General features: G+C 57.9%; 10 protein-coding genes. All 10 read left to right on the top strand.

Going from position 1 to position 12,626, the window contains the following annotated elements:
• The first annotated feature begins 17 nt into the window (after positions 1 to 17).
• The 10 genes from C3F38_RS22765 (at position 18) to C3F38_RS22720 (ending at position 12,571) form a co-directional block, all read left to right on the top strand.
• Positions 18 to 1,142 carry an efflux RND transporter periplasmic adaptor subunit gene (locus tag C3F38_RS22765; protein WP_055312451.1) on the top strand — a complete coding sequence of 375 codons (1,125 nt, stop codon included), beginning with the start codon at positions 18 to 20 and terminating at the stop codon, positions 1,140 to 1,142.
• Positions 1,132 to 3,090, top strand: coding sequence for an ABC transporter permease (locus C3F38_RS22760; protein ID WP_055317275.1), 1,959 nt, complete (start codon positions 1,132 to 1,134; stop codon positions 3,088 to 3,090). Before C3F38_RS22765 ends, C3F38_RS22760 begins: the two co-directional genes overlap by 11 nt.
• The gene (locus C3F38_RS22755) at positions 3,087 to 4,466 is read left to right on the top strand and encodes an efflux transporter outer membrane subunit (protein WP_055312453.1); all 1,380 of its coding nucleotides are present in this window, start codon (positions 3,087 to 3,089) and stop codon (positions 4,464 to 4,466) included. The genes C3F38_RS22760 and C3F38_RS22755 overlap by 4 nt, the downstream gene beginning before the upstream one ends.
• Before the next feature lie 2 nt (positions 4,467 to 4,468).
• A complete protein-coding gene (locus C3F38_RS22750; RefSeq protein ID WP_055312454.1) occupies positions 4,469 to 5,722 on the top strand; it encodes a beta-ketoacyl-[acyl-carrier-protein] synthase family protein in 1,254 nt (417 codons plus the stop codon).
• Positions 5,723 to 5,733: 11 nt separating this feature from the next.
• Positions 5,734 to 5,976: an acyl carrier protein gene (locus tag C3F38_RS22745; protein WP_055317274.1), complete on the top strand. Its 243-nt coding sequence runs from the start codon at positions 5,734 to 5,736 to the stop codon at positions 5,974 to 5,976.
• 545 nt (positions 5,977 to 6,521) lie between these two features.
• A complete protein-coding gene (locus tag C3F38_RS22740) occupies positions 6,522 to 7,070 on the top strand; it encodes a tyrosine-type DNA invertase (protein ID WP_044030581.1) in 549 nt (182 codons plus the stop codon).
• A gap of 481 nt (positions 7,071 to 7,551) precedes the next feature.
• On the top strand, positions 7,552 to 8,073 hold the full coding sequence (locus C3F38_RS22735) for a fimbrial protein (RefSeq protein WP_055317273.1): 522 nt from the start codon (positions 7,552 to 7,554) through the stop codon (positions 8,071 to 8,073).
• A gap of 96 nt (positions 8,074 to 8,169) precedes the next feature.
• The gene (locus C3F38_RS22730; RefSeq protein ID WP_055317272.1) at positions 8,170 to 8,847 is read left to right on the top strand and encodes a molecular chaperone; all 678 of its coding nucleotides are present in this window, start codon (positions 8,170 to 8,172) and stop codon (positions 8,845 to 8,847) included.
• Between the two features lie 105 nt (positions 8,848 to 8,952).
• Positions 8,953 to 11,502 carry a fimbria/pilus outer membrane usher protein gene (locus tag C3F38_RS22725; RefSeq protein ID WP_055317271.1) on the top strand — a complete coding sequence of 850 codons (2,550 nt, stop codon included), beginning with the start codon at positions 8,953 to 8,955 and terminating at the stop codon, positions 11,500 to 11,502.
• 7 nt (positions 11,503 to 11,509) lie between these two features.
• On the top strand, positions 11,510 to 12,571 hold the full coding sequence (locus C3F38_RS22720; RefSeq protein WP_080479016.1) for a fimbrial protein: 1,062 nt from the start codon (positions 11,510 to 11,512) through the stop codon (positions 12,569 to 12,571).
• Positions 12,572 to 12,626 lie beyond the last annotated feature (55 nt).

Here is a 12,626-nt window from a genome sequence, read left to right as displayed (position 1 = left end):
GGCGAGTGGCGTTGGCGATGGGTATTTTGGTGGCGTTGGCTGGCGGACTGTCGTTGCTGAATCGGCCTCCTGACAGTCAACCGCCGCAAACGGCGCGCGTCGAGCGCGGGGACATCGAAAAAAGCGTGTTGGCGACCGGGATTCTGAAACCGTTTCGGCAGGTTAACGTGGGCGCACAGGTCAACGGGCAGTTGAAAAAACTGTATGTCAAACAGGGTGACAGGGTGATCCAGGGGCAGCTGTTGGCCGAGATAGATCCGACGCTGCAGCTTAACGAGCTGCGCAAATCACAGGCTGAATTACGCAGCGCGCAGGCGCAGAAACTGGCGAGCCAGGCACAGCTGAAGCAGTACCAGCTGGAGCTGAAGCGGCAAAGGGCGCTGGCGCGCGACCGCGCCGGCGTGGCCAGCGATTTGGAAAAAGCGCAGGCGCAGCACGACGCGCAACTGGCGCAGTTGAAAGTGAACGAGTCGCAGATCGTCCAGGCCGAAGTGGCGCAGGAAAACGCCAGGGCCAATTTGGCTTTTACCCGTATTACCGCCCCTATCGACGGCGAGGTGCTGGGCATCGTCACCCAGGAAGGGCAAACCATCGTCTCGTCGCAAACCGCGCCGACCATTTTGGTGATGGCAGACGTGGATACCATGATGGTGCATACCCGCATATCGGAAAATGACATCTTGCAGGTGAAGACGGGGCAGCCGCTGTGGTTTTACGTCGCCGCCGATCCCAGTCGCCGATATGAGGGGGCCATGGGCGCGATACAGCAGGCGCCGGCGGAGGCGCTGGAAACCGACCCGCTGGGCAGGAATTCAAGCCAGCAAACGGCGGCGGTGTATTACAACGGCGTGTTTGCCGTCGCCAACGATGAACGCCGACTGCGCACCTCGATGACGGCGCAGGTATTTATCATTACCGAACGCGCGCAGGGAGTGGTGCGGGTGCCGATGGCTGCGCTGGGCGAGGCATTGGATGAAGGGGATTACCAGGTCAAGGTGTTGGAAGGCGAGCAGACCGTGGTACGCCGAGTGCGTATCGGTACCCGCGATCGTCGCTATGCCGAAGTGCTGGAAGGGCTGAGCGCAGGGGAACGGGTGCTGCTGGAGCAGCAGCCTGATGCGGAGGAAGGCCATGTCAGCTAACGCCGAGCCCATTATTGCATTGGAAAACGTCTCGCGCGAGTTTCAGGCCGGGGAGCAGAAAATTGCGGTCCTCAAGCGCGTATCCCTGAGCATTCAGCGGGGGGAAATGGTCGCTATCGTTGGCGCTTCCGGTTCTGGAAAATCGACGCTGATGAACATCATCGGCTGTCTGGACAAGCCTTCTCAGGGCGATGTGTACATCAACGGGGTGGCTATTGGGCAAGCCGACGGCGATCGCCTGGCGCAGCTTCGCAGCCGGCATATCGGCTTTATCTTCCAGCGTTATCATCTGATGCCCTATCTGACCGCCGGCGAGAATGTGGCGATCCCGGCGTTGTATACCGCCATGCCGGCCGCAGAGCGCCGCCAGCGGGCAGCGTATTTGTTGGCTCGGCTCGGGTTGGCGCAGCGCGGCGGTCATCGCCCGGCGCAGCTTTCCGGTGGGCAACAGCAGCGGGTCAGTATTGCCCGTGCTCTGATGAACGGTGCGGAAATCATTTTGGCCGATGAACCGACCGGCGCGCTGGATAGCGCCAGCGGTCAGGCGTTGATGGCCATTTTGCACGAGCTGAACGCGGTCGGGCACACCGTCGTTATCGTGACGCACGATCGGCGGATCGCCGAGCAGGCACGGCGGATCATTGAGATCGGCGACGGCGAGATCGTGGCGGATCGTCGCCATGAGGCCTCCCGACAGCCTGCTACGTTCGAACGGCCGCTATCGCCGGTGGCCCCCCTGAAGCGCATGGCACCGGGTGTGGCGCTGAAAGAGGCTGTCGGCATGGCCTGGCGGGCATTGCTGGGGCATCGGATCCGGGCTGTGTTGTCGATGCTCGGCATCATTATCGGCATTGCGGCGGTGGTCTCCGCCATCGCCATCGGGGAGGGCACACGGCGTAATATTCTCAAGGAAATCAGCCAGCTTGGTACCAGCACGTTGGAGATTCGCCCTGGCCTCGGGTGGGAAAAGTCGCGCCCTGATTTCGCGCGTTCGCTGAGCGCGCGCGATGCTGCACTGTTGGCGGCGCAGCCTTACGTCGACAGCGTCTCGCCGGTGATCGGCACCCAACTGCTGGCCGTTCGCGAAGGCAAACAGGTGCCACTCGCCGTGATGGGCGTCGGCGAAGGGTATTTCCGCACGCAGGGCATTCGCCTGCTTTCCGGCGGCCTGTTAACCGCGCAGGATCTGAGTGAGCGTGCACCGGTAGCGGTGATTGATCCCTTGTTAAAGCAGGCGCTGTTTTCTTCCCGGCAAGACCCGATAGGCGCGGTATTGCTGATAGCGGGCGTGCCTTATCGGGTGATTGGCGTCGCGCAGCGTCGCGGCGCTCAATACGCCGGTTCTCAACCGCTTGCCTGGCTGCCCTATACCTCCCTCACCGGCCGCATCGCCGGCGATATGCCGCTGGAATCCATTGTGATGCGAGTGAATGAAAAACGGACGCTGGAAGAGGCGGGGCGGGATGTGACCCGGCGTTTGATCGTAGAACACGGGCGGCGGGATTTCTTCACCCTGACCGACGATCAGCTGACGCAATCCATTCAGCGCGCCTCAGACTCCATGCAGCTGCTGATTACCGCGATTGCCGCCATCTCGCTGCTGGTGGGCGGTGTGGGGGTAATGAACATCATGCTGGTCTCGGTGACGGAACGGACCCATGAGATCGGCATTCGATTGGCGGTGGGCGCCGCTGAGAGGGACATTATGCGGCAGTTCCTGATCGAGGCGGTGGTGATCTGCAGCCTGGGGGGCGTGTTGGGGATCGCCTGCGCCGCGTTGGTTAAAGGGGCTCTGAGCGGATTGGCGCCGCAGGTGACGATGATCTTTACCTGGCCGCCGCTGTTGCTGGCCTGCGGATTCTCGGCGTTGATCGGTGTCGGGTTCGGGTTCTTTCCCGCCCGCACCGCCGCGCGCCTGCAGCCGGTGGAGGCGCTGGCGCGAGAATGAGCCGACTTTGGGTTTGTGGGCTGGTGATGCTGTCGCTGAGCGCCTGCGGATGGCGGCCGATCGACGCCACGGCGCCACCGTCGTTGCCGCCGCAGTGGCGCGTGGTCGATGAGCGCTCCGGTTCACTGCGCGCGGGCATCGCCTGGTGGGAAAACTTCAACGATCCGCAACTGTCGGCGCTGATCGACGGCATGCTGATCGCGAATCAGGATCTGGCGCTGGCCGGATTGCAGTGGCGTGAGGCCATGTTGGAGGCCGGGTTAGCGCAGGGCAATTTGACGCCGGATCTGGCCGCCAACCTGAGTGGCCGCAATACCCGGGCGCTGCGGGGCGCGACTACGCCGCTGGAAAGCTACCGTGCAGGGCTCTCTCTGAGCTATGAACTGGATTTATGGGGCAAGCTGGCGCGCATTCGCGAACAGGCCGAATGGCAGGCCGTCGCCTCGGCGTTGGACCGGCGCAATACCGCGTTGACCTTGATAGGTGCTACCGCGCGCGGGTATTGGCAGATTGCCGATTTGAATCAGCAAGTCATCCATCAGCAACGGATGGTGACGATCGCGCGTGAAACTTTGCGGCTGGTGGCGGCACGTCACACCGCGGGCGACGTTGGCCGATTCGAGCTGTTGCAGGCGGAACAGAACCTGCTGGCGAGAGAGAATCAACTGCATGAGCTGGAGCGGCAGCGGGAAGACGCACGTAACTCGCTGGCGTTATTGTTTGGGCGATCGCCGCTGCTGCGCTATAGCGAACGGCGTTCATTGCCGCTTGAAGAGGTGGCTATCGCGCAGCGCCTGCCGGCGGCGGTGATTGCACGCAGGCCGGATGTTCAGGCGGCAGAGCGCCGCCTGAGAGCGGCGCTGGCCGGTGCCGAGGCGGCCAGGTTGAGTTTTTATCCGGCGCTGAGCCTGGAAGCCGGGTTGGATGCCGGCAGTGGGCTTTTCCGCCGGTGGTTCAGTGAACCTTCGCGTTCGCTGGGGGCCACGTTGACGCTGCCGTTTATCGAATGGCGCAAGATGCGCTTGTCCAGTGACAAAGCGGCGTTGCAGGCGCAGCGGGCGGAGATTCAATTTCGCGATGCGGTCTACCGCGCGCTGGCCGATGTGGACAACGCCATGCGACAACGCCTGGAAGCACAGCGGCAAATCGGCAACCAGCGGCGGCATCTGGCGATGAGCCGGCAAGCCGTGGCGTTGGCGCGGCATCAATATCAGGCCGGTTCCGTCGCGCTGCAAACGCTACTGGATGCCCAAGAGGCGGTGTTGACCAGCGAAAATTCGCTGTCGGCGCTGCAATACCGCTACCTGAACGCCACGATGCAGCTCTGGCTGGCGCTGGGCGGCAACGAGGCTTTCGCATCGGGGCAAGGAGAATAAGCATGGAGAAAATAAGACGAGTGGTGGTCACCGGTTACGGTGCCGTCACCGCGCTGGGCGGCAACGCGCAGCAAAACTGGCAGGCTATCATGGCCAGCCGCCTGGCCTATCGCTATCACGATAAATCGGCGGCGGGGATCCACGCGCGCTTTTTTGCTTTGCTGGAGTCTGAACCGCCGCTGGAGGGCGTTGCTGCGCGGGTAAGTCGCCGGCTACCCAGATTCGCCAGGTTGGCGCTTGCCGCCGCCGCAGAGGCGATCGAAATGGCGTTTTCATCCTCTTACAGGGGGCCTGCGCACTTTTATTCGTCGTTGGAGTGCGGGGCGATTATCGGCAGCGGCTGGGGAGGGCAGGATGAGATCATGCAGAACAATGCGGACTATCTGCAATCCGGATTGGGGCAGTTGTTTGGCTGTTTTCACGCGATGCCCAATATCGCGACCGCCATATGCGGCCAGCATTGGCTGCTACGGGGTTATCAAGGCTCGCCGGCGGCGGCCTGTGCGACCGGCGGCATCGCGATTGGCGATGCGTTTGAGGCGATTCGCAGCGGCCGTGCCGCAATGATGCTGGCCGGCGCGTCGGAATCGCTGAGCGGCAACGGTGCGATCTGGAATATGGATGCGTTGCGTTTGTTGAGCCGGGAGCAGAAAGATATCACCAAAGCCAGCTGCCCGTTCAGCCGGGATCGCAACGGTTTCGTCCTGGCGGAAGGGGCCGCCGTGTTATGCCTTGAGGAACGGGAAGCGGCTTTAGCGCGCGGTGCGACGATCCTGGGGGAGATCAAAGGGTACGGCAATTTTTCAGACGCTTTCGATCTTACCGCGCCGGCGGAGGATCAGCAGGCGAAAGTGAAAACCATACGACGGGCTTTAGAGCAGGCGCAGCTCGACAGTCATAAAATCGACTATATCAATGCGCATGGCACCTCTACGCGGCAAAACGATGTGAGCGAAACCGAGGCGATCAAGGCGGCTCTGGGGCGCGATGCTTATCGCACGCCGATTTCCAGCACGAAATCCTATACCGGGCACCTGCTTGGCGCATCCGGCAGTTTTGAGGCCATCGTCTGCCTGCAAGCGTTACAGCAACAAATGATGCCGGCAACCTGCCATTTGCACGAGACCGATCCCGAATGCGATCTTGATTATATTCGCGAAGGGCATCGGCATGGCCGTCTGCGTAATGTCATGAGCCTCAGCTTCGGTTTCGGCGGCGCTAATGCGGCGCTGGTATTTGGTTATCACAATGAATAACGGTAGGGCCTATGGAAAAGTATCATCGGTTATATGAGACGATTTGCGGCATGTTGTATGAAGCCAGAGGGTTGGAGAGAGCGCAGCTGTCGGCAGATATGCCGCTGCAACAGCTTGGGCTGGACAGCCTGGATTATATGGAGCTGATGCTGGTGGTTCGGCGAGAATTCGGCATTACGCTCACTGCGGAAATGCTTATCGATCACCCTGAGTTGACGCTCGGTGAATTGTGCCACGTGATAATCCGTCAATAATTTCATCGCCCCCAGGCGATCGTTTGTTGAGGTCAAGCCTGGGTTTTTTTGTCTGTTGTGACTGCCATTTCATCCCTTACCCTTCCAGTTTCACTCTGTTATCGATATCCATAATTATTAATGCTTATCCGTCAGGTTAATATGAACCCGTGGTGGCGGTTTTTTATTCTCATTTTGGCGGCGTTATTAATGGCGAGTGTTAATGACATGGCAATATTTTTTAGGAATATTCTTTGTTTTGCCGGTTAATTTATCAATCTTACGCTACATCGTGCCAGGCAGTGATAACGCAAGCTAAAGCAAACAGGATGCCGTGTGGTGATAGTGCCGGGAATCTGCGGAACCCATTCACAAGTGCGACTCACAGGGGCGGTTGATGCCCGTGATAATAACGCCTGTCGCGCTGTTCGCATTCGGCAAATCCGCTATACTCCGCGCTGGATGCAGGAACCTATCCATAAGCCAGGGGCTACCCTGAGTGTCCATTGTGGTGACGTAAAAGGAAAATGGCAGCCACATTTTTCCGAGCAAAGTAATGAGGTTGTATGTCTAATCGTAAACATCTGACGCCTTCCGAAGTGGAGAGACTGCTTGAGGTCACGCTGCAGGGAAAGAATCCAGAACGCGATTATTGTTTGATTTATATGTGTTTTATTCATGGGTGTCGCGCCAGCGAAATAGGGGGATGGCGCTTATCGGATATCGATCTGGAAGGCGGTAATATTTATGTACATCGGTTGAAAAATGGCTTTTCCACCGTCCATCCGCTCTATCTGCGCGAAAGGCAATGTCTGCGGCGCTGGTTGGATAAGCGTCAACGGCACCGCTGGGCCGATCAAGAGTGGCTGTTCCTGTCCAACCGCGGTGGCCGTCTGTCGCGCCAACGTATTTACGGGCTGATTCGCCATTACAGCAAGGTGGCCAAATTGGAGGTCAACGCTCATCCACATATGCTGCGGCATGGCTGCGGATTTGCATTGGCAGATCGCGGTATCGACACCCGTTTAATTCAGGATTACCTCGGGCACCGAAATATCCAGAATACGGTGATTTATACCGCCAGCAATGCACAGCGCTTTAAGGAAATTTGGTAAGTGTGATTTAAGTTAATAACGATAAGGAGTCACTTTGAACTAAACTGAAACATACTGTAAGGACGCGTAAAAACAATGTCAATATTCCCATACCCTCTTTCCTGCTTAAAGATTAATTCTTTTTTAAAACAGTGTGTTGTGATTTTTCCTCGTGTCCCCTCTCTCCTCTTTATCTAAGCAAAATCCTAATCAAAAATCCGCAGATTTAAATTAGTGAGTTTACGCCTTGGTTTTTTAGTCTGATTTAACATCACTTTGTTACTCGCTTGGTTTTAAATCCTGTTAAATGAGTTTTTATTGGTTTGAAAAACCAAAGGAGTCACTTTAGTTCAAAATGAATCGTTTGGGTGAATAAGCCCGAAGCCATTAATCAGTCTGGCTACGGCCCTTCACATTCATGGAGCTAAATAAAAGGAATGACATTAAGGATATGTCGGAAATAAACCCCATGCATATTTTGCATAATTTTAAGGAAAGTAGGATGAAAAAGAATCTGTTGGCTGTAGCTGTCTTGACTGCGTCCGCATTTATCCCCTCTGCATTTGCTGCTGACGGCGCGCTGAATATCACTGGCTCCATTACCGATCAGTCTTGCACCGTCGATCCGGACTCCAAGAACAAGCAGGTCGCTCTGGGTAAGATTGCCAAAGATGCATTCACCCTGTCTAAAACCGCCGGCGCCAAAGCCTTCAACCTGGTGCTGAAAAACTGCCCGAAAACTGTGACCGGCGCCACCGTGCGTTTTGACGGCACTCAGGTGCAGGGGCAGTCCGGGCTGTTGCAACTGACCGGCGCCGGCACCGCTGGGGTTGCGGGCGGTATTGGTGTTCAGCTGCTGGACGACGGCAGCAACGTGCTCAATATCGGCAACGATTCCCGCGTGTATGCGCTCGCAGAGAATAAAGACAACACCCTGGGCTTTGTCGCGCGCTATTTCGCTTATGACGTCGTTTCCGTCGGTAGCGCCAACGCTACGGCCAACTTCACCATCGTTTATCAGTAAGGCTATGCCGCCACGGCGGCGAAACAGTTAGAAAAATGAGCCAGAGGGCGTGTTCTCTGGCTCTTGTTCATCGGTGATGGGAACGGGAAGAAAGAGATGAAAGCTGGATACTTTGCGCTGACGGCGGCGTTGTTGATGACGCTTTGGGCTCCGGTACAGGCCGGCGTAGTAGTGGGTGGAACGCGCCTCATCTACGACGGTGGTAAAAAAGAGTCTGCTCTGAATATCAACAATCCGGATACGGTGCCTTATCTGATCCAATCCTGGGTCGATGCGCAAGAGGGCGATAGCGCGAAAGCACCTTTTATTATCACGCCGCCGCTATTTCGTTTGGACGGGGGCCAAAATAACCTGCTGCGCGTGGTACGTGCGGGCGGCAATTTACCGACGGACAGAGAGTCGCTGTATTGGCTGAATGTGAAGGCTATTCCTTCGGTGGAAAAGAAAGAGAATACGCTGCAAATTGCGATCAAGACCCGCATCAAGCTGATCTATCGCCCGCAGGGGCTCGTCGGCAATCTGGAAGAGGCGGCCGGTAAATTGACGTGGCGGCGTAGCGGCGATCGTTTGCAGGTGACCAACCCTTCTCCCTACTACCTCACCTTTTTCAATTTGAAGCTGAATGGCCGCGCCATTACCGGCAACACCATGGTGGCGCCGCAGGCGAGCGCCAGTTTCCCGTTGCCGACGGCGAGTGGCGCAGGTGGCAGCCTGAGCTGGCAAATCATCAACGACTATGGCGGCACCGGCCAGACCTTCACCAGCACGTTATAACCGGCCGCGGTGCGTGTTTTTTTGCTCCGGGATAACGCTGGAGCAGGCGTTCGGCTTACCTGATTCTTCGTCGGGCCGAGCCAATCGGGACAGGGAGTTAAAAGGATGAATAACCCGAATTGCATTGGTTTACCAGGGGTGCGATCGGTTCTGGCCGGCCTGATATCTTGCCAAATGGCGCTGCTGAGCTCGATCGGCACGGCTCATGCGCGCGATTATTTCAACCCGGCGCTGCTGGAAATTGATAATCCGGCGCTGCGCGGCGCCGATCTCTCGGTGTTTGAGGAGAACAGCAGCCAGGCGCCCGGGAACTACCGGGCCGATCTTTACCTTAACGGCGAACAGATCGACAGCCTTGACGTCGAGTTTCGGCTTATGCCGGGAGCCGACGGGAAGCAAGCGCTGCAGCCTTGTTTCAGCACGGAAAAATTGGCGGAACTGGGCGTGAGGGTGGCCATGTTTCCGGCGATGGTGCCCGGGGATAGCTGCGTCAACCTGGCACAGGCCATTCCACAGGCCTCTGCGGTATTCCTGTTCAATCAGCTGAGGCTGAATTTGAGCATCCCGCAAGCGGCACTGCGCTTGAATGCGCGTGACTACGTTTCCCCGGATAAATGGGACTCCGGCATACCGGCGCTGTTGGTCAATTACAACTTCAGCGGCGCCAATAACCAGATGCGCGACAGCGAACGGCAAAACAACAATAACTATTACCTCAATCTGCGCTCGGGTATCAACTGGGGCGCCTGGCGCCTGCGTAACTATTCGATCTGGAACCATTACACCGGCGGTGCTTCTTCCTGGCGCTCAATCAACACCTACCTGCAGCGCGATATCGTTGCACTGCAAAGTCGCCTGACCCTGGGGGACAGCACAACGCCCAGTGATGTGTTCGATAGCGTGCAGTTCCGTGGGGGGCAACTGGCCTCTGAGGACGACATCCTGCCGGACAGCATGAAAGGGTACTCGCCGGTAGTACGCGGGATCGCACGCACGAATGCACAGATCATAATCCGGCAAAACGGCTATGTGATCTATCAAAGCTATGTGCCGCCGGGGGCATTTGAAATTACCGATCTGTATCCCACGGGCGGCAGCGGCGACTTGAATGTGAACGTGCGTGAGGCTGACGGCCAGGAGCAGCATTTTGTGGTGCCGTACGCCGTGGTGCCGGTATTGCAGCGCGAAGGGCGTTTTAAATACAGCCTGACCAGCGGGAAATACCGTTCATACGGCGGTGGCGTTGATGAACGCCCGTTCAGCCAGGCGACCGGGATCTACGGTCTGCCGTGGGGGGCCACGCTGTATGGCGGCGTGCAGGCGGCCAGTAAGTATCAGTCCCTGGCGCTGGGTTGGGGGCAGAACCTGGGGGCGGTGGGCGCGCTGTCTGCCGATGTCACCCAGGCCTGGACCAAGCAGGAAACCCGGCCGAAGGAGCAGGGGCAGTCATGGCGTTTGCGTTACGGCAAGAACTTTATTGAAACCGGCACCAACTTTAGTCTGGCCAGCTACCGCTATTCCACGCGCGGTTTTTATAACCTGCAAGAGGCGCTGGAGAGCTACGGCGGCAACAGCGCTATCTATAACGATCACAAGAAGAGTCGCGCCGAGCTGACGATGAGCCAAAGCCTGTGGGAGCAGGGGGGAACGCTGTCGCTCAGCCTGTTTAACGAAGACTACTGGGACGATAACCGCCGTTCGCAGTCTGTCAGCCTCAGCTACAACAACAGCTGGGAGGCCGTCAGTTACGGGCTGAATTACACCTTCAACCAGAACGGCTACGACAGTAACGGCAATCGCAGCAGTATTCGTGACCATATCGTAGCGTTCAACGTCAGCGTACCGCTCAGCAAATGGCTGCCGGGCAGCTATGCCACCTACAGCATGAACGCCAGCCGCAATGGCGCCACCAGCAATAACCTTGGGTTGAGCGGTACCGCCTTGCCGGGCAATAACCTCAACTACAGCATCAACCAGGGCTATACCGGCAGGGGCGTGGGGGCGAACGGCAATATTCAGGCGGACTACAAAGGCGCCCTCGCCGAATGGAATCTGGGGTATGGCTACGATCGCCATCGCCGGCAGGTGAATTACGGCGTGCAGGGGGGCGTTCTGGTGCACCAAAACGGCGTCACGCTGTCCCAGCCGCTGGGCGATACGGTGGCGTTGGTGCAGGCGCCCGGCGCGTCTGGGGTGGATGTCCTGAACCAAACCGGGGTCAGCACCGATTGGCGCGGCTATGCAGTCGTGCCTTATCTGACGCCTTACCGGCGCAATATCGTCGGATTGGACGGTGAATCTTTTGCCGAAGATGTCGACATGACGCTGAGCAGCCAAACGGTAATCCCAACCCGCGGCGCCGTGGTGCGCGCCCGCTTCAATCCGGACGTCGGTGCCCGCGTGTTGTTGACCTTGCTGACGCGCAGCGGTGACCCGGTGCCGTTCGGCGCCACCGTCAGCAATCTCAACAGCCCCTCTGACAATGCCGGCATCGTCGGCGACGGTGGCCAGGTTTATCTGGCCGGCCTGGCGGAGAGCGGGCAGCTGCGGGTGAAGTGGGGCAATGACGCGGCTCAGCAATGTCAGGTCAACTATCAATTGGCTAATCAGCTCGAGAGCGGTGGGATTCGTCTCGTTAACGGGCAGTGTTTATAAGGTGCATATGATGGCGACAGGAATATCGATTCAACGAGGGATCATCGTCGGCGGGCTATTGGCGTGCGCAACGTTCGGCGCACCACAAGTAAAGGCGGCTTTCGGGCAGTGTGCTCCTATTTCGGGGACTCACGGGTTTTCATTCCTCTTTTCCCCGGTTTTAACCGACCCGTCGCAAAACGTGGTGGGGCGGATTATTAAGAATGCTGACGGCGGCAACTGGAATTTGCCCGGTTCTTTTCGGGTGAAGTGCGAATGCCAGACGCGTACGGCGTCTTATGTCACCGCCAAAATGCTGCTGAGCGAGCCGGTATTCAGCAGCGGGGGGGTAACGTATTACGCGTTGAATGAATACCTGGGGGTCGCGAGCGAAGTTTTCGTGGCGGGATATCGCAATGAGTTTATTGCCGCACCGTTCACCAATGAGTCTAACTTTAAGACCGATATGGATGGCGATGACGAATCCTGTGCCAGCACGCCCTACAACAGCGGCGCTCGCGGGCGAATTCATCTGTATTTCCGCCGCCCTTTCGTTGGCGTGACCACAATCCCCAGCACCCGCCTGGTGGACACCTATGTCTCGGTGGTGAGTGGCGTGAAAAGCGATGTGCCGGTCTCCACGATATCAATGAGCGGCACCGTCACCGTGCCGCAAAGTTGTGAAATCAGCCCGCAAACGGTCACGGTCGATTTTGGCGACATCTTGACCTCGAATATCCAAACCAAAGGCGCGATGCCGCCCCGTTTTACTCCAGAAGAGAGAACGCTGACGCTGGCCTGCCGCAATATTTCCGCCGGCGTCAAGGTCAGCCTGTCATTCCGCGGCGAGGCTGACGGCAGCATGCCTGAGGCGCTGAAAACCAGCAATCGCGACATTGGCGTGATGATTAAGGATATGCAGGGCAATGTTATTCGGCCTCAGAGCGGGCGCTTGCCAATCGATAACTTCCAATATCCCAACCAGAGTGGCAGTTCACGGATCAGCATCTATCCGATCAACACCACCGGCCAGCTCCCTGCCGTCGGGCAGTTCAATGCAACGGCGACCATTCAGGCAGAAATTCAATAAACGGATATTTCAACGGTGCGGGCCGTGCCCGGCGTTTAACGAGAAGGAATAAAGT

Source organism: Serratia sp. SSNIH1 (assembly GCF_002935055.1).
Lineage (GTDB): Bacteria > Pseudomonadota > Gammaproteobacteria > Enterobacterales > Enterobacteriaceae > Serratia > Serratia nevei.
The sequence above is the reverse complement of the archived record's forward strand: the minus strand, read 5'-3'. Positions and strand labels throughout refer to the sequence as shown.